We start from the raw sequence: 18,021 nt of genomic DNA on the forward strand, positions 1-18,021 counted from the left end.
AGCGTCCGCACCGGTCGCGGACCTCGTCCCCGTCGACCCCACCCGTCGCCCCTCGCACCCCGGTCCCCCGACCTGTGGCAGGCCCCGGCCGCACGCACCGGGACCGGCCGCACCGCTGAGGCTCGGGCACACCGTAACGGCTGATGACCGATTTGGGCACGAGCGGCGCAGGAACATCGTGATTCCGCCACGGCGCAGGTGAGGGGCACCGCTCGTCCAGCCCGTGCTGTCGGCCCCAACGTCAACCGCCGTACACTCCCCGGGTGACCGTCACCGCAACTTCCGTGGACCAGTCCGGCCGGCTCGAGTCGCCCCCCGCGCCGAGCGCGCGCGGCCGCCGGCTGCAGCGCCTGGTCCCGGCCGCCGCCTCCGCGCTCTGCGGAGTGCTGCTCTATGTCAGCTTCCCGCCGCGCCCCCTGTGGTGGCTGGCCCTGCCTGCCTTCGCCGGCTTCGCCTGGGTACTGCGCGGCCGCACCTGGAAGGCGGCGCTCGGCCTCGGCTACCTCTTCGGACTCGGCTTCCTCCTGCCGCTGCTCGTGTGGACCGGCGTGGAGGTCGGCCCCGGCCCCTGGCTCGCGCTGGTCGCCATCGAGGCGGTCTTCGTCGCCCTCGTCGGCGTCGGAGTCGCCGCGGTGTCCAAGCTGCCCGCCTGGCCGGTGTGGGCGGCCGCCGTCTGGATCGCCGGCGAAGCGGTACGCGCGCGCGTGCCCTTCCGGGGCTTCCCCTGGGGCAAGATCGCCTTCGGCCAGGCGGACGGCGTCTTCCTGCCGCTCGCCGCGGTGGGCGGCACCCCGGTGCTCGGCTTCGCTGTCGGCCTGTGCGGATTCGGCCTGTACGAGGTGGGGCGCCTGATCGTCGAGCGCCGCCGCACCCAGACCCTCCGCCGTGGGGCCGCGGCCGCCGCGCTGCTGAGCGTCGCCGTACCGGTGGCGGCAGCGGTCGCCGCCCAGCCGCTGGTGAGCGACAAGGCCGAGGACGGCACCGCGACCGTCGCGGTCATCCAGGGCAACGTGCCGCGCGCGGGCCTGGAGTTCAGCGCCCAGCGGCGGGCGGTCCTCGACTACCACGCGCGCGAGACCCTCAAGCTCGCCGCCGACATCAAGGCGGGCAAGGTCGCCAAGCCCGACTACGTGCTGTGGCCGGAGAACTCCTCCGACATCGACCCCTTCACCAACTCGGACGCGGCCGCTGTCATCGACGAGGCCGCCAAGGCCGTAGGGGTGCCGATCTCGGTCGGCGGGGTCGTCGAGAGGGACGGCAAGCTGCTCAACGAGCAGATTCTGTGGGACCCGGTCAAGGGACCGACGCAGACCTACGACAAGCGGCAGGTGCAGCCGTTCGGCGAGTACCTCCCGCTCCGCGGGCTCGTCGGCGCGATCAACAAGAACTGGACCAGCATGGTCCGCCAGGACTTCAGCCGGGGCAGCAAGCCGGGCGTGTTCGACTTCGACGGCGCCAAGGTCGGCCTCGCCACCTGCTACGAGGCCGCCTTCGACTGGGCCGTGCGGGACACCGTCACGCACGGCGCGGAGATGATCTCCGTGCCCAGCAACAACGCCACCTTCGACCGCAGCGAGATGACCTACCAGCAGCTCGCCATGTCTCGCATCCGCGCCGTCGAGCACAGCCGGACTGTGACCGTGCCGGTGACCAGCGGCGTCAGCGCGATCATCATGCCGGACGGGAAGATCACCCAGAAGACCGGCATGTTCGTGCCCGCCTACCTCGTCCAGAAGGTCCCGCTGCGCACCTCCGAGACGCCCGCGACCAAGCTGGGCATCCTGCCGGAGATCGCCCTGGTCCTGGTTGCCGCGGGTGGGCTCGGCTGGGCGATCGGGTCAGGGATACGGGCCCGGCGCGCGGGTGACGCGTAGCCATACGTCCGCAGTCCGCCCAGGGAATCCCGCGGACTGAGGGAACCGGCCCGTTAGGGTCGGTTCCATGGCTACTCCCGACTTCATCCGTACCATCAGGGCCTCGGCGGGCCACCAACTGCTCTGGCTCCCCGGGGTCAGCGCCGTCGTCTTCGACGACCAGGGCAGGATCCTGCTGGGGCAGCGCGCGGACAACCACCGGTGGGCACTGCTCTCCGGCATCCCGGAGCCCGGTGAGCAGCCGGCCGCCGCCATCGTGCGCGAGGTGTACGAGGAGTCAGCCGTACGGTGCGTCGCCGAACGGGTCGTCATGGTGAAGTCCGGGGACCGGATCACGTACGGCAACGGCGACGTCTGCCAGTTCATGGACATCACCTTCCGCTGCCGGGCCGTCGGCGGCGAGGCACGGGTCAACGACGACGAGTCGCTGGCCGTCGGCTGGTTCGAGGTGGACGCGCTGCCGACGATGGACGAACACCAGCTGATCCGGATCAAGCAGGCCCTGTCCGATGAACCCACATGGTTCGACACCACGAGTTTTGAATGAAGTATGGGGTGTGACCACATGTGGTCAGGTAGGGGCGCTGCTTAGGGTCGGCTCATGACCCAGTCCAGCCCCCTGCCCGGCCCCCACGCACCCTCGCTCGACCTCGGCGGCCGTACCGCCCTCGTCACCGGCGCCGCAGGCGGCATCGGCGGCGCCTGCGCGCTGCGGCTGGCGGCCGCCGGGGCCAAGGTGAGAGCCGTCGACCGGGACGCGTCGGGCCTGGACGCACTGGCCGAACGGGCCCGGGACCTGGCGGGCACCGTCGAACCGCACGTCCTGGACCTCACCGACCTGGACGCCGCCGAACACGCCGCCGCCGGCACCGACGTCCTGGTCAACAACGCCGGGCTGCAGTTGGTGCGCCCCATCGAGCAGTTCCCGCCCGACGTCTTCCACACGGTGCTGACCGTGATGCTGGAGGCGCCGTTCCGGCTCATCCGCGGCGCCCTGCCGCACATGTACGCGCAGGGCTGGGGCCGGATCGTCAACGTGTCCTCCGTCCACGGACTGCGCGCCTCGGCCTTCAAGGCCGCCTATGTGGCCGCCAAACACGGCCTCGAAGGCCTCTCCAAGACGGCCGCCCTGGAGGGCGCCCCCCACGGTGTGACCTCGAACTGTGTGAACCCGGCCTATGTGCGCACCCCCCTGGTCGAGAAGCAGATCGCCGACCAGGCCCGGGCACACGGCATCCCCGAAGAGCGCGTCCTGTCCGACATCCTGCTCAAGGACAGTGCCGTCCAGCGGCTCATCGAACCGGAGGAGGTCGCCGAGGCCGTGGCCTACCTGTGCGGCCCGCAGGCGTCCTTCGTCACCGGTACCTCCCTGGTGATGGACGGCGGATGGACGGCCCACTGAGCGGGCCGGCAGGGCCCGGCCGGAGAGTTTTCCACAGGCCCGACGGGTCGGGCGGCCGATGCGGAATCCTGTGACCATGTCTCGCGATCACGTCCAGCCGGCCGAGCGCCCCACCACCGAGGGCGCCACCGGGGTGTCCGACGCCGGTGCGGGGGCCCCGTACCTCGAGCTGCTGGCCCGCGACGCCCCGGTGGAGGCGTACGAGCAGCCGGTGCTGCTCGCCCGCGCCGAGGGAGGGCCGGCCGACCGGATCGCCGCGCTGGAGCGCGCCAAGCTCCTCGCCCTGCGCGTGCGTTCGGAACTGGAAGGGCGCCGCCGGCGCGAGGCGGAACTGTCGGCGCTCTTCGAGACCGCCCACGACCTGGCCGGCCTCAGGGACCTGGACGCCGTCCTCCAGGCGATCGTGCAGCGCGCCCGCTCCCTGCTCGGCACGGACATCGCCTACCTCAGCCTCAACGACCCGGCACGCGGCGACACCTACATGCGCGTGACGGAGGGCTCGGTCTCCGCCCGCTTCCAGCAACTGCGCCTCGGCATGGGCGAGGGGCTCGGTGGACTGGTCGCCCAGACCGCGCGGCCGTACGTCACCGACGACTACTTCCAGGACGACCGCTTCCAGCACACCCTCTCCATCGACGCCGGCGTCCGCGACGAGGGCCTGGTCGCCATCCTCGGCGTACCGCTGATGCTCGGCCCGCACGTGATCGGCGTCCTCTTCGCCGCGGACCGGCGGGCCCGCGTCTTCGAACGCGAGCAGATCGCCCTGCTCGGCTCCTTCGCCGCGCTCGCCGCGGCCGCCATCGACACCGCCAACCTGCTCACCGAGACCCGCTCGGCCCTGGCCGGACTGGAGCAGGCCAACGAGATCATCCGGGACCGCAGCGCCGTCATCGAGCGCGCCTCCGAGGTGCACGACCGGCTCGCCGAACTCGTGCTGCGCGGCGGCGGAGTCCACGACGTGGCCGCGGCCGTGTCCCAAGTACTGGACGGAACAGTCGAGTTCACCGAGGCCGGTACGGCACCGGCCGAGCCGCTGGAGGCATCCCGCGCCGAGGGGCACGCCGTACGGCACGACAGCGACTGGATCGCCGCGGTGACCGCCGGCGGCGAACTCCTCGGCGCGCTGGTGCTGCGCGGCCACCCCGGCCTGGACCCGGTCGACCAGCGCACCCTGGAACGCGCGGCGATGGTCACCTCGCTGCTCCTGCTGGCCCGCCGCTCCGCCGCCGAGGCCGAACAGCGTGTGCGGGGCGAGCTGCTGGACGACCTGCTGGACGCCCGCGACCGGGACCCGCGCCTGCTGCGCGAACGCGCCGCCCGGCTGCACGCCGACCTGGACGCCACCCACGTCGTCCTCGCGACCCGCCTCGACGGCCCGGCGGCCGACGCCGACGAGGAGGCAGCCGCCCGCCGCCGCCTGTGGTCCGCCGCCTCCCACCTCGCCGCCACCCGGCAGGGTCTGGCCGCCGCCCGCGACGGCGGTACGGTCCTGCTGCTCCCGCTCGCCACCGGTGACACCGCCACGGACCTGGCCCGGCGCACCGCCCGCCACCTCGGCACGGCCGTCCACCAGCCCGTCACGGTCGGCGCCTCCGCCCCCGTCACCGACCTCGCCGCCCACCCCGACACCGTGGCCGCCGCCTACGCCGAGGGCCGCCGCTGCCTGGACTCGCTGCACCTCCTCGGCCGTGACGGAGACGGAGCGGCGGCCGAGGACTTCGGCTTCCTCGGCCTGCTCCTCGCGGGCGAACGGGACATCGGCGGCTTCGTCGACCGCACCATCGGCCCGGTCGTGGCCTACGACGAGCGCCGCGGCACGGAGTTGCTGCGCACCCTGGACGCGTACTTCGCCTGCGGGCTGAGCCCGGCCCGCACCAAGGACGCACTCCACGTGCACGTGAACACGGTCGCCCAACGGCTGGAGCGCGTCGGCCGCCTCCTGGGCGAGGACTGGCAGAGCCCCGCCCGCGCCCTGGAGATCCAACTGGCCCTGCGCCTGCACCGGTTGGCGGCACCGAGACGGCACTGACCGGCCCCCGCAGGGGGGGCCGGTCCTCGGCTCGCGCCGTCCGCGCGGGTCAGGCAGACCGTGCCTCTGCCGCCGGACTCACGGCCGTCTGATCGCCGTCCCCGGCCTCCACCTGGGCGAGATCCCGGTGCCGTGTCTCCCGGGCCACCCCCACGGCGATCAGCGTCAGCACGGCGGCCGCGATCACGTACAGGGCGATCGGGGTGGAGCTGCCGTAGTCGGAGAGCAGCGCGGTGGCGATGAGCGGGGCGGGCGCACCGGCCGCCACCGAGGCGAACTGGGCACCGATGGAGGCACCGGAGTACCGCATCCGGGTGGCGAACATCTCGGCGAAGAAGGCCGCTTGGGGCGCGTACATGGCACCGTGCAGCACCAGTCCGACGGTCACGGCGAGCACCAGGTACCCGAACGAGCCGGTGTCGACGAGCGAGAAGAACGGGAACATCCACAGCCCCACGCCGGCCGCGCCCAGCAGGTACACGGGCCGTCGCCCGACCCGGTCGGAGAGCGCGCCCCAGGCCGGGATCACGGCGAAGTGCACGGCGGAGCCGATGAGTACGGCGTTCAGCGCGGTCTGCTTGGAGACGCCGGCGGACGTGGTGGCGTACACGAGGATGAAGGCGGTGATGACGTAGTAGCTGATGTTCTCCGCCATGCGGGCGCCCATGGCGACGAGCACGTCCCGCCAGTGGTGCCGCAGCACGGAGACGACCGGCAGCTTCTCGGCCTCGCCGGTCTGGCGCGACTCCGACCGCTCCAACGCCTCCTTGAAGACGGGTGATTCATCGACGGAGAGACGAATCCACAAGCCGACGATCACCAGCACACCGGAGAGCAGGAACGGGATCCGCCAGCCCCAGGTGCCGAAGGCGTCGTCCGAGAGCACGGCGGTGAGCAGCGACAGCACACCGGTCGCCAGCAACTGCCCGGCGGGCGCCCCCGTCTGCGGCCACGCGGCCCAGAATCCACGCCGCCGCGCGTCCCCGTGCTCGGACACCAGCAGTACGGCGCCACCCCACTCGCCACCCAGCGCGAACCCCTGCACCAGACGCAGCGCGGTCAGCAGCACGGGCGCGGCGGCGCCGACGGTCGCGTGCGTCGGCAGCAGCCCGATGGCGAAGGTCGCCCCGCCCATCAGCAGCAGGCTCAGCACCAGCAACTTCTTGCGGCCCAGCCGGTCACCGTAGTGCCCGAACACGAGCGCCCCCAGCGGGCGGGCCGCGAAGCCGACGGCATACGTCAGAAACGACAACAGCGTCCCGACGAGCGGATCGGAGTCCGGAAAGAACAACTTGTTGAACACCAGCGCGGCGGCGGAGCCGTACAGGAAGAAGTCGTACCACTCGATGGTGGTGCCGATGAGGCTGGCGGCGACGATGCGGGGGAGGTGGGACGGGGCTGGTGGAGCGGTTGCGGGCGACGACATCGGTACCACTTCCTGGCGTTCGACGGGGACGTTTGCGTGTCGCCACACCGTAGGAACGGGCAGGTGAGAGGCGTATGTGGTGGGGCACCATAGTTTTGGGCATGGGAGTGCGTGCGGCAACCATGGAGGTGGTGTCGGGGCCTCCGCGGTGGCCTCAACGAGGGCGCGAAGGGCGCTGCCCGAATTGCACTGTTTGGTAATGATTTGGAGGTGCCGTGCTGACTCCCGTGCTGGTTTGGTGCCGACTACGCAGCGTAGAAGTCTGACATGGACCGCAGATCGGGCGTCGCAGTGGCGGGTTGGCCTGCGGGGCGCACTGCTCTCGGGCCGCGGCTCACGCGAAGCCCCGGAGTTGTAAGCGCCTTGCTTGGATGGCCCGTCGACACCTCTACTACTTAGTGGCCGGGTCGAAAAGCGCCACTCCTGCTGGGCCGCCGCTCAGCGCCAAGAAGCAGTCGAAGCCGGATAGGGGTGCCGCTGGTGCATCGCTCGCGCCCCGGCGTGACGTTGGCACCGTCTGGCACTGCGCTCTGCAGCCTCCTCTGGCAGGGGCTATCCGCTAGCCAGGCGCGACTTCCTGGCCCGGGCTGAACTCGGATCTGCATCCGGCCACGGAAAGCGAGACCGGCCGCGCGGGGGAGTAGCCACACGCCTTGAGCCGTGACGGTCCCACCTGGCACAGGTAGGCGGAACCGTCTTCTGGCGCCCACGTGATCCGAAACGATGCCGTTTGTGCAGGTGGGGGCCTTGTGATCCCGGTGCGTCGATGGTGTTCGTGATACGGGTGTGACAGAAATGGCGATGCAGACCCCTGGCTGGGTCGCCCCGATCACGCCCAGTACGCCGCCTGCTGCGCAGTCCCGTCGTCGCCCTGCGGGGAAGGTGGATTTGGGAGTGGATACGCACCGGGATGCCCATGTGGCTGCGGCGCTCTCCGTGATGGGGACGGTGCTTGCCACCGGCGAGTTCCCGGCCACCGAGGCGGGATACCGCGATCTGACGAAGCGGGGCGGTGATCGGGCCACTGCTGCCCAGGATCGGGCGTCGGGCCCGGCCCCCCGGGTGTAAGCGCCATCCTGACCGGGTGTGCCCTGCCGAAGAGGGGCAGGCCGCTTGATGCACTCCGTACTCAGCGAGAAAGCACCGTGGCACCGCTGTGGATGCGGACCGCCGATGCCACCTCTTGGATCTGCTCCCGGACGTGTGACGGCGGGAATCGGCGTACGGGTTCTCCAGTACCCCCTCACACGCCCTGCCTCAAGAGCGGGCGTGGCTGCCCGGCGGACTGGTCTGCCACCGTGCCCGCCACCAGCGGCTCGACCACTCCTATCTGGCAGCGCCGGTACGAGCCCACCAGGGCGCTTCTCAATTTCACTCCCCACCAGGTGCTCTGGCCGACCGGCGGTAGCGAGGGATGAACGGGTGCCGCTCTGCTCGTTCGCGGTGCCGACCGGGGCGGTTCTCAATCTCTTCGGCAGCGGCGTCCATGCGCTGCGAACGCTGCGCGGATCGGTCCGGCCCAACCCCGTCACCTGGCTGCTGTGGGCCCTCGCACCGGGCGTGGCCTTCGCCGCCCAAGTCGCCTGCCACGCGGGCCTGCCCGCGCTCACCACACTCAGCGTGGGGCTCGGCCCGCTGCTGGTCTTCCTGTGCGCCCTCAGCCGCCCGGGGTTCCGAAGCGCCCGCCCGAGCCCGCCCGAACTCTGTTGCGCGGCCCTCTCCCTTGGCGCACTGGTCGGTTGGTGGATCACCACGGAGGCAAAGACCGCGCTCGCCCTGAGCATCCTGGCCGCCTGACCTTCACCACCGCAGGCTTCTCCTGCTACCTGCTGACGCTCTGCGGCACCCTGGTGATCCTGCTGTGGCGCCGGTCGGGCCAGTCCGGCCCTGGCACGCCCCCGCCCTGACTGTGAGTGGTGCCCGGCACGTCCTCGGACAGGGGCACCGCTCACCTCTGGGTGCCCCCGGCCCTCAGCAGCCGCACCGAGCCCTCGCCCGCGCCAGGTGCCGATCATGTGGACGGGCGCGGCCCAGTCGATCCGTTCCGCAGATCCGCAGCCGCTCCTTACCACGTCTCAGCTCGGGTCATAGCCGGGTCCCGACGCGATTCGGCCTGGTCGATGCGGATGGCAAGTCCAAGTTCATGCCCCGCAGCCTGCGCACTTTCTTCGCCTCGACTGCCTTGGCCCAGGGTGTCCCGAGCCACGAGGTCTCGGGCTGGCTGGGCCACTGGTCGGTCAAGACCACCATCAACATCTATGGGAAGCCGGATGTAGAGGATCTTCGCGGAGCCGCCACCACATGGGATGGCCGGTACGGGGCTGCACAGGGGGAGGAGGCGTGAACCACGAGGACTACCAGCCGAGCGACTTGTCGAGAGCGAGCCGAAGCCCGCTAGATTCACCCTGGCGATGTGACACCTCACAGGCATGCTCGTGGTCACCGTCGTCGCCCGATGCCACCACACCGCACGGCTCCGGGATCGGCGGGACCGTCCCGACAAGGGCTCCCGGCCGATGGGCGCGGCGGCCTCGGAGGTCGACACCGGCACCTCCATGACCGAGGGCTGATCGGCACCAAGCGAGCGGAGGTTGGTGGTCGAAGCGGCCCACGCCGGCCGGCAAAGATCACCTCCGCGGCCAGGCTGATCAAGGTGAAGGCCATCCGGGTGCACGGCCAGCGGGTCGAGGGGCGGGTTCAAGCAGCCATCCGATCGATCTGTCCGCTGTGGTCCCACACATCGCGAGGCCGGTCAGCTGCTGTGGCTGCATCGCCTGCACGACCTGTCATCGGGGGACTGCGTCGGTATCGGGGCAGTTCTGCGACTCGGTCATGGGGCTCTGGCCCACATCCGTCACGCGACCTCCGCAGTGGCAGCTCGGCCACCCTGCGCCGGGCCCCTCGGGTGCCGGTCGCGTACACGGCGGGCATGGCTGGAGGAGGGGAAAGCCGGCGCCCTGGTCCTTCCCGCGACGCGCCAACGGTATCCGGACCCTGGTCACTCTCGCCCCCGCTCCGGCGAACCGGCCCAGTTCGCAGCTGACTTCATGCGTGAGTGGGCTGACGGGGCGTGCACGACTCCTCTTTTTCCCCGAACTCCTTACCGCCCGGAAGAGAGGATCCAGCACGTCTGCATGGCGAGGACCGCGACCCAGCCGAGATGCGGGCAGGGACGTCCGTCCCGCCCTACGGCGCGACGCTCCCGCAGGGCCGTCCGGAAGCCCGCGGGCGAGGGGACCGAGCTGCCGGTGCCCGGTCCGGCCGTGCGGCCGCGAGCTCTGGGCAGAGGCGGCTGAGCCCAGACAGTCGCCGACATTGACATGACTCGCAAGAATCCGAACAAAAGGGGCGAATAGCTCGAACCGTCCGGCGTGCGTCGTCCGTGGAACTGAATGAGCGCGCCCGCGCAGGATCAAGATCTGGCCTACCGACCGCCTCGAAATTGTTTGCTGTCACGCCGTTCCGGTCCCCGCACATCCACGGAAGAGCCAGAAGACCATGTTTGTGACCGACTCCGCCAGCCCGACTTCACTGCTCGGCCGGCCCTGCCGCCGCCAGGCACTGCTCACCCTGCCGGCGCAGGAGGCGCACGTCTCCGCCGCTCGTCACTTCGCGGCTGATTTGCTGGAGACCTGGAGTGTGCCCGCGGGCGAGCGGGACTCCGCCGTTCTCATCGTCGACGAACTCGCCGGCAACGCTGCCCAGTACGGCCATGAGCGCATGAGCCTGCTGCTCGCCCTCGACCACGAAACTCTGCACATCGTGGTCACTGACTCCGGGCCGGCCGTGGAGCGCCATCGCCCCGATATCGCCCCGGACGAACACGGCCGTGGCACTGGCATCGTCCAGTACCTCGCCCAGTCGACCGAGGTCCGCCAGACACGCGGCGGCCGCGAAGTCCGCGCCTGCCTGAGGTGCTCGCCATGACCGGGCCGGGCGCTCCGCACGAGCTGCGACCCCCTGTCGGGGCCGGTACTGCAGCACGGCGACGGGCTACCGGGGGCGGCCGCGGCGCCGGGTCACCCGGCGCCGCAGCCGAGTGGGCCTTCGCGACCCACAAGCCATGCCCCATCGACGGCTGCCCGGGCCCTGCCCAGGTGCCTATGCGGTCCGCGGCACACCCATCGGCCCTCGATCACGGCGGCCCCCACCACGACACGGTGCTGTGCCAAAGCTGCGGAGCCGGCCCCTGCGTACCGGCGGAGGTCTGAGCGTGGACGTCAGCCCGAACAGCGGCAAGGACATCGACGCCCCGCCCGGCCCCCGAACGCGCCCGGCTGCTGCCACGCCGGACCGCCCTCATGGACCGGATGGCCTTGGTCGAGCCCGCGGCCCCGGCCCGGTCGCAGCTGCCGCAGAACCCGCCGAACAACTCGTCCTCCCCGACCGCCGCCATCCCGACCCGGTGGCCGGCCCGCACCACCCCGACACCATCACGCCCACGTGGCTGGCCCAGATGAGCCACGTGCATGACCGCCAGTTGCCACAGCCCGCCACCAGTGACAAGGAGCCACAGAACATGGGTGGAAAGCAGAAGAGCCTCGCCATACTTGCCGGAGCCGCGCTGGCGGCCGGACTCACCAGCCCGGCCTTCGGGTCCACCACCGCTCACTCGGCGGCCTTGCACACCGCCGCGAAGGGGTCGGGGATGCCGGTCGTGGAGTGGAACCGCCAGCTCATCACCATCCTCAGCGATCCGATGGCGCAGCCGTCCACCGTCCAGTCCACGCGCAGCTTCGCGCTTCTCCAGGCTGCCGAGTACGACGCGGTGGTATCGATCACCCGGGCCGGCCCCGCCTACGTGTTCTCGGTGTCGGCGCCGGCAGGCGCTCGTGCGGATGCCGCGGCGGACCAGGCGGCCCACGATGTGCTGGTCGCCCTGTACCCGGCCAAGCGCGCAGGCGTGGACCAGCGGCTGAGCAGCCAGTTGTCCGCGATTCCGGGTGGCCCGAGCAAGCAGGCGGGCATGGGTGTGGGAGCCGAGGTCGCCCGCCGACTGATCAGCCTGCGGTCCAGCGACGGGTCCTCGGCCAAGCCGCCGCGGTTCCGTCCCGGCGACAAGGCCGGTGCCTACCGGGCCACCCCTCCCAACTTCCCGGCACCGGTGTTCACCAACTGGGGCTCGGTCAAGCCGTTCGTACTGGCCAGCGGACACGAGTTCCGCCCGGCGGCACCGCCGGCCGTCAACAGCGCCGCGTACGCCACCGCCCTGAACGAGGTCAAGAGCCTGGGGAGCAAGACCAGTACCACCCGCACCCCCGATCAGACCGCGGCCGCGAAGTTCTGGGCGGCGGCACCCGTCTGGAACGTCTGGAACCAGGTCGCGCAGGGCCTTGTCACCTCCCAGAACGCGACCCTGGAGAAGGCGGTGAAGGTCTTCGCCCGGCTCGACCTGTCCCTCGCCGACACCACAATCGCGATGTACGACGCCAAGTACGCCTACCGCATATGGCGGCCCGTGACCGCCATCCGGCTCGGCGGTACGCACTACAATCCGGGCATCGTCGGCGATCCCCACTGGACCCCCTTGCTGCCGACCGCACCGGATCCGTCCTATCCCGGCGCTCACGGCGCTCTCAGCCAGGCTGCGGCAACGACGCTCGCCGGGGTCTACGGCGCGCGGCATCATCTCGCGGTGACGTCGAAGGGCGTCACCCGAACCTTCGCCGGCTTCCAGGACGCCGCCACCGAAGCGTGGCTCAGCCGGATCTGGTCCGGCCAGCACACCTCCCTCGACAACCGCGCGGGCCAGCAACTCGGCACCCAGGTGGCCGATTGCGTGGCACGTCATCTCTGACCGCCCCCACCGCGCGACAACCACGCACTGCATGGCAGTGGCCAGACTCCAGTGGTCCCGGCGCATCGGGTGCCACTGGCTTCTGGCCGCGCTCAGAGAGCAGCCATCCTCCGCGCCGAGGGCCCGCGGCTGTTGGCAGCGCCCGAGCATCCGGGGCCAACTGGGAGATGAGGTCCGCTGCGGTCGTTTCCCGCGACTGCCGGGACGCGCCGTCCGACACCATGGAACTCATGAAAGGAATGGCTGCGGCGGCAGTGCCGGCGGTTACCGCCGTGCCGCTGGCTGCTGCAAGCGGCTGTCCCAGCCGGACAAGCTCGGCCCCTGTCTGGAAGACGCCAAGGGGCGCACGTTCTGCCTCCCCAAGGCCGCTGAGTCGACTAGGCCGACCGGCGGCGGAGCATGCGCGCCTGCCTGGCCGCCGCCCACTTCCCGCACACACTCAAGGCGGCGCCGCTGCTTCGCGGGTGACACGAGCAGCAAGATCGAATCCGATTGATCGGGGACTGATGACCAGACACACGGGCGCGCGGATGCGGCGTCCCGCACGTACGGTGGAGGGCCTGTTGGCTGCTTTGCTGCCGGTCGCGGTCGCGGTGGGGGTGTATGCGTTCGGTCGCACGCACACACCCGACTACACCAGCGGCCTGTTCGGGCGGCACGGCGTCGGCGTCAACGATCTCAAGGCGCTCCTTGGTAGCGCTCTCATGGCACTCGCGGTCGTCCAACTGCTGCTCGGGCTGTGGATGTACCGGCGCCTACCGGGAGCGGGGGTTGCGCCGCACCGGGTGCACCCCACACACCGGCTCATTGGCCTCCTTGCCTTTCTGCTCTCGCTGCCCATCGCATACCACTGCATCACCGCCTACGGAGTTCAGATCACGAGCAGTCGAGTGGCGGTGCACTCCATTACGGGCTGCGTCCTGTACGGCGCGTTCGTCGCCAAGGTACTGGTGGTACACAGCCGCCGACTGCCCGGTTGGGCGCTTCCGGCCGCCGGCGGCGCCCTGGTCACCGCCATCGCACTGATGTGGTACACAGCCGCCTTGTGGTTCTTCGCCGGCTCCGCCCCCGGCTTCTGATGGTGCTGTCACCGAGGCCCGCCATGGCTGCACGGCAGCCCTGTTGCAGATCGGACATCGCGTTGCTCCGTGCCAACGCCTCTCTCGGTCGTGCAGGCCGCGCCGACCTGCTGGACTTGGACGACTGTGCCGTGGACGGCTCGCACATCCGGGCCCTCAAAGGGGGGACCACGTCGGTCCCTCACCGGTCGATCGGGCGCGCCCCGGCTCCAAGCACCACCTCATCGTCGACCGGCACGGAACCCCGCTCGCCGTCACGCTCACCGGCGGCAACCGGCACGACGTCACCCAGCTTCTGCCCCTGCTGAACGCGGTTCCCCCGATCCGGGGCCTGCGGGGACGCCCCCGGCGCAAGCCCCGGTGTACGCCGACCGGGGCTACGACTTCGACAAGTACCGCCGCCTGCTGTGGAAACGCGGCATCAAACCCGTGATCGCCCGACACGGTGCCGCCCACGGCTCCGGACTGGGCAAGTTCCGCTGGGTAGTCGAGCGCGCCTTCGCCTGGCTTCACCAGTTCAAACGACTCCGCATCCGCTACGAAAGACGAGCTGACCTCCATCAGGGCCTGCTCGAACTGGCCTGCAGCCTCATATGCCTCCGCCGCCTGCGGACCTCGTTGTGCAACGATCAGTCAGTCGCCCAGGACCCGCTCCCACAGCAGCCCGTCCCGCCAGCTCCCGTCGAGAAAGATCGAGGAGTGCGCGACGCCGTACGGACTGAACCCGTTGCGGCGCAGCACCCGCTGCGACGGCAGATTCTCCAGATGGGTGGACGCCTCGGCGCGGTGCAACCCGAGTTCGTCCGTCATCACCCGGAGCACAAGCCCGACGGCGCGCCCGGCGTGCCCTTGATCCTGGGCGAAGCTGGCGATCCAGTATCCGGCCAGCAGTCTGTCGATCCGCTCCGCCTGGCCCTCCGGGGTGAAGAAGTCGGCCGGCTGGGCCGGTTCTCACGGCCGGAAGGCCTCGAAGTCCCGCACCCGATGCGCGGCTATCGGGGCGGCGTCGGCGGGCTCGATCAGGCGGATCCTGGTGCTGCTGCGCATGGGCTGATCCTCGTCGCGGTGCATCGGATGAGACCGGCCAGCCTATGCGAGCCGCAAGAGCCGACACTTCTGGCCAAGTGCTTCATTCTGAAACGATCAGTTAGAGCCTGTCGGGCGGCCAGCTGATTACGCCGAGCATGGGCCGCTGACGGCCTCGGAGTTGTCGCACTGGCACACACCACGTGATCGGGACCGTCGCCGTGTCTGGAGGGCAGATCGCAACCGTCACGCGTCTCGCATGCCCCAGGCACCCCGACACGCTTTCAGAGGAAGACGCGCGCCACCTCCAGCCACTTCTGGGCGTCCTCCCCGGTCGCCGTCATGTTGGTCTCGGCCCAGGAGCGACGCCGGGTGACACACAGGCAGAAGTCAACAGCGCCGCCCTGTACCCGTTGCGCGGCAGCCTCAGGGCCCCACACCCAGGTCCGTCCGTCAGGTGCTGTCAGCTCGACGCGGAAGAGGTCCGCCGGCTCAGGCAGTCCGACCGCGGCGAAGGACAGCGCCCGTCCCAACACCCCCAGCGACGCCACGTGCTGCAGTCGATCCGTCGGGCGGTGTGCCACGCCCACAGCATCGAAGACGTCCTGCCCGTGTGCCCAGGTTTCCATCAGACGAAGGGGCGCCATCAGGGCCGGGGTCACCTCCGACATGTACCAGGGGAATGTGTGGTCCCATGGCGTGTCGCGCAGTGCCGCCGCCAGTTCCGCTCGACCGGCCCGCCACTCGTCCAGAAGTACCGACCGCGGTTTGGCCGCTCCCGCGGCGGCGGCCTTGTCTGCATACCCGCTGCCTTCGGCTTCCGCCCGCCCGAGCTCGGCGCCGAACGCGTCCGGAGTGCGTAAGGCGCTGAGTGCGTTCGCGTCCGCCCACGCGAGGTGGGCTATCTGGTGGGCGACCGTCCAGCCCGGTGCCGGTGTCGGTATGGACCAGTCGTCCACTGCCCTGACCAGGACGTCGAGCTCGTCACCCTCAGCCACCAGCGCGGACAGGACACCGGCGTCATCCACATCGGGGACGGCGAGGTTGTAGTTCAACATGTGCGCCATGGTGCCACTCCTTCCTGACCGTCGGCGGAGAGGAAGTGTGCGGGCGGACTCCGGTGTCGCCGGAGTCTGCCCGTAGTGGGGCTCGTGGCACCACGGGACCACCGTGCTTCCTCGACGGGGGCGCAGAGCGTGTCGGGCTGGCTGGTCATGCGAGACACCTGACGGGCCGCGGCCGGCGGGCCGGTTAGAGGACCGCCCGTCGTGCTGTCCGTGTCCTGCCACCCGGTTGCCGTGGCGCCCGCCCGCCCAAGTTGACGGTGCATGGTCAGGGGTTTCACCCGGACGACGGAGCGGGCAGGATGAGGCGGCCATGACATACCCATAGGTGCTGACCCGAAGGGAACCGTCTCGTGTTCCGTAAGCCAAGCGCCCTGCTCGCCGCCTCCGCCCTGCTCCTCCTCGGCACTGCGACGCAGGCCGCGGCCGACACCTCGCCCCCTGCCGCGCCGTCGGCCGCCTGCACCTACACGCCGGCCGTTCCCGCAGACAACTTCAAGGGGATACCGGTCTTCGACCCGGTGAAGGCTGCCAAGCCGTACAGCGCGACGCTGCGTACCGGCCAGGGCGCGATCACCTTCAGGGCGCTGACCGACAAGGCTCCCTGCACCACGTACTCCTTCAAGTTCCTCGCCCAGCGCGACTACTTCGACCGCTCGCACTGCCACCGGCTCACCACCGCGCGCATCTACGTGCTCCAGTGCGGCGACCCGACCGGCACCGGGAGCGGCGGACCCGGTTACTCCTTCCCCGACGAGAACTTGACCGGGGCGACCTACCCTGCCGGGACGGTGGCGATGGCCAACGCTGGGCCCAACACCAACGGAAGCCAGTTCTTCTTCGTCTGGAAGGACACCAAACTCTCACCCGCCTACACGCCGTTCGGCAAAGTGACCGCGGGCCTCGACGTGCTCCAGAAGATCGCGGTGGGCGGCGAGGACGACCAGAACGGGCCGGGAGACGGCTTTCCGACGCTGCCGGTGAACATCAAGCGCGTACAAATCAAGAGCAGGTAGTACGGTCCGGCGCCGGCCCGGTCCTTGCCGGAAAATTCGTCCGTCCCGGTCATGGTTGGCGTCGTACGAGTTGGCCGACGAGATCCCCCAGCGGGGAAGAAATGAACAGCAACCAGCGGCGTGAAACAGGCTGTCTCAGCCCGGACGTGACCGCCTCAAAGGGCCTGCTCACGTCCGGCGCTGCCGGCTCGTGTACCGCTCCCGACGGTGATGGGGAACGGTCGCCCGCGCATCGGGACGTTGACTACAGTCTGTGAGACCTGCTGGTCGTCGCATCTCCTCCCTGATGATGCGTAGAGCCCTCGAATGTTGCCCCAGCCAGCACGCTTGAGTTCCCGTGCTGGTTCGGTGCTGACTTTGAGGCCGCCGCGGCGGCAAAACCGCAGGTCCTAGTCCCGATTGAATGAGTTGTCGTACCACTCGATGGTGGTGCCGATGAGACTGGCGGCGACGATGCGGGGGAGGTTGGCGGGGGGTGGGGGAGCGGTTGCTGCGGAGGCCATGTGCGCCAGGCAGGCGCCGCTCGTGGGTGCGGTGCACGTTCGTCCAAAGAGACGCGCCAGCCTTGTGACCTGCGGCGATGGGTGGCTGCGAGTCACTGACCTGGGCGAATTGCCTTTCGGCTGGCGCACGCTCGTACCCGTTGATGCGGCCGGAAGTCCCAGAAAAGTCCGGGGTGAACGACACGTTCGAAAGCTCCCCTTGGGCTCGGCTCCGCGATCCGCCATGCCCACCGACTCGTCCGATCCGACGGGCTCGACCTGGCCAACTCCTCCGTCGCGACCGCGATCGGTGTGAGCTGCCGTGTCTGCGGATGCCTCGCCTTCCTGGGTGCGGATGATCATGTCGCTGTCGTCCAGGACGTGGTTGACCGGGCGGACAGTCGGCAGGGCCTGGCGGGTGAGCTTGAGCGGGGACAGTCGGGCCACGTCCTCGGCGCTGATCTTGTGCCCCTCCGTGGCCCTCCCGGCCGAACATCCGCAGCAGGTCGTAGGCGCGGACCTGGTTGGTGACCAGGGAGCCGGCCACCCGCAGCATGTCCGGCCAGGCGGTGAGCACCTGCTTGACGTTCACCTTGTTGCGGGCCAGCGCCTTCCGGCTCGCCGGGTTTCCTCGCGTCATCGGCTCCTTCTGGTCGGTCAACGACCGCAGCGACCAGGTCTCCTGCCTGACGGTAAGTCAGGTAGGACCGGCGGAACGCTCTGACGGCGCCTGTTTCAGCGGTGTGTGCCGCGTCACGTAATCCAAGGGTCGCCGAAGTTGTCTGCATCACAGCGGAAATGTCCATTTAGCGTCCATGCTCAAAAC

General features: G+C 70.2%; 12 protein-coding genes and 4 pseudogenes. 12 read left to right on the top strand and 4 right to left on the bottom strand.

Annotation, left to right across the window (positions count from 1 at the left end; translation table 11 throughout):
• Positions 1-263: 263 nt before the first annotated feature.
• The 4 genes from lnt (at position 264) to BEK98_RS40955 (ending at position 5,305) form a co-directional block, all read left to right on the top strand.
• Positions 264-1,874, top strand: a complete 1,611-nt coding sequence (lnt, locus tag BEK98_RS40940; RefSeq protein WP_094221876.1) for an apolipoprotein N-acyltransferase — start codon at positions 264-266, stop codon at positions 1,872-1,874.
• Positions 1,875-1,941: 67 nt separating this feature from the next.
• Positions 1,942-2,421 (top strand): NUDIX hydrolase, encoded by a 480-nt coding sequence (locus BEK98_RS40945; RefSeq protein WP_094221877.1) that lies wholly within the window; start codon positions 1,942-1,944, stop codon positions 2,419-2,421.
• A 54-nt stretch (positions 2,422-2,475) separates the two neighbouring features.
• Entirely contained in the window at positions 2,476-3,276 is an 801-nt protein-coding gene (locus BEK98_RS40950; protein ID WP_094221878.1) for a 3-hydroxybutyrate dehydrogenase, read from the top strand.
• 76 nt (positions 3,277-3,352) lie between these two features.
• Positions 3,353-5,305, top strand: coding sequence for a helix-turn-helix domain-containing protein (locus BEK98_RS40955; protein WP_208643374.1), 1,953 nt, complete (start codon positions 3,353-3,355; stop codon positions 5,303-5,305).
• A 49-nt stretch (positions 5,306-5,354) separates the two neighbouring features.
• Here BEK98_RS40955 and BEK98_RS40960 read toward each other — a convergent pair whose 3' ends face one another.
• On the bottom strand, positions 5,355-6,731 hold the full coding sequence (locus BEK98_RS40960; RefSeq protein ID WP_167444373.1) for an MFS transporter: 1,377 nt from the start codon (positions 6,729-6,731) through the stop codon (positions 5,355-5,357).
• Between the two features lie 1,422 nt (positions 6,732-8,153).
• Between BEK98_RS40960 and BEK98_RS40970 the strand changes: the two genes are divergently transcribed.
• The 6 genes and pseudogenes from BEK98_RS40970 to BEK98_RS50405 all read left to right on the top strand — a co-directional run.
• Complete coding sequence (locus BEK98_RS40970; RefSeq protein ID WP_094221880.1) at positions 8,154-8,528, top strand: hypothetical protein; 375 nt, start codon at positions 8,154-8,156, stop codon at positions 8,526-8,528.
• Positions 8,529-9,160: 632 nt separating this feature from the next.
• On the top strand, positions 9,161-9,301 hold the full coding sequence (locus BEK98_RS49270) for a hypothetical protein (RefSeq protein WP_167444375.1): 141 nt from the start codon (positions 9,161-9,163) through the stop codon (positions 9,299-9,301).
• Positions 9,302-10,235: 934 nt separating this feature from the next.
• Positions 10,236-10,658, top strand: a complete 423-nt coding sequence (locus BEK98_RS40980) for an ATP-binding protein (protein WP_244202196.1) — start codon at positions 10,236-10,238, stop codon at positions 10,656-10,658.
• A 592-nt stretch (positions 10,659-11,250) separates the two neighbouring features.
• On the top strand, positions 11,251-12,528 hold the full coding sequence (locus BEK98_RS48255) for a vanadium-dependent haloperoxidase (protein ID WP_167444376.1): 1,278 nt from the start codon (positions 11,251-11,253) through the stop codon (positions 12,526-12,528).
• A 506-nt stretch (positions 12,529-13,034) separates the two neighbouring features.
• A complete protein-coding gene (locus tag BEK98_RS40990) occupies positions 13,035-13,607 on the top strand; it encodes a DUF6529 family protein (protein ID WP_208643375.1) in 573 nt (190 codons plus the stop codon).
• Between the two features lie 77 nt (positions 13,608-13,684).
• Positions 13,685-14,222, top strand: a pseudogene (locus BEK98_RS50405) (IS5 family transposase); the annotation flags it as partial.
• An 18-nt stretch (positions 14,223-14,240) separates the two neighbouring features.
• Here BEK98_RS50405 and BEK98_RS51185 read toward each other — a convergent pair.
• Both BEK98_RS51185 and BEK98_RS41005 read right to left on the bottom strand, forming a co-directional pair.
• Positions 14,241-14,654, bottom strand: a pseudogene (locus tag BEK98_RS51185) (GNAT family N-acetyltransferase).
• 263 nt (positions 14,655-14,917) lie between these two features.
• On the bottom strand, positions 14,918-15,700 hold the full coding sequence (locus tag BEK98_RS41005; protein WP_094221881.1) for a TIGR03084 family metal-binding protein: 783 nt from the start codon (positions 15,698-15,700) through the stop codon (positions 14,918-14,920).
• Between the two features lie 350 nt (positions 15,701-16,050).
• Here BEK98_RS41005 and BEK98_RS41010 point away from each other — a divergent pair, with 350 nt between their 5' ends.
• Together BEK98_RS41010 and BEK98_RS50415 are read left to right on the top strand one after the other, a co-directional pair.
• Positions 16,051-16,713, top strand: a complete 663-nt coding sequence (locus BEK98_RS41010) for a peptidylprolyl isomerase (RefSeq protein ID WP_094221882.1) — start codon at positions 16,051-16,053, stop codon at positions 16,711-16,713.
• Between the two features lie 701 nt (positions 16,714-17,414).
• Positions 17,415-17,525: pseudogene (locus BEK98_RS50415) on the top strand (short-chain fatty acyl-CoA regulator family protein); the annotation flags it as partial.
• Between the two features lie 148 nt (positions 17,526-17,673).
• Here BEK98_RS50415 and BEK98_RS51460 read toward each other — a convergent pair.
• Positions 17,674-17,856, bottom strand: a pseudogene (locus BEK98_RS51460) (Tn3 family transposase); the annotation flags it as partial.
• Between the last annotated feature and the right edge of the window lie 165 nt (positions 17,857-18,021).

The sequence above is a fragment of the Streptomyces diastatochromogenes genome (assembly GCF_002242805.1).
In the GTDB taxonomy this organism is placed as follows: domain Bacteria; phylum Actinomycetota; class Actinomycetes; order Streptomycetales; family Streptomycetaceae; genus Streptomyces; species Streptomyces diastatochromogenes.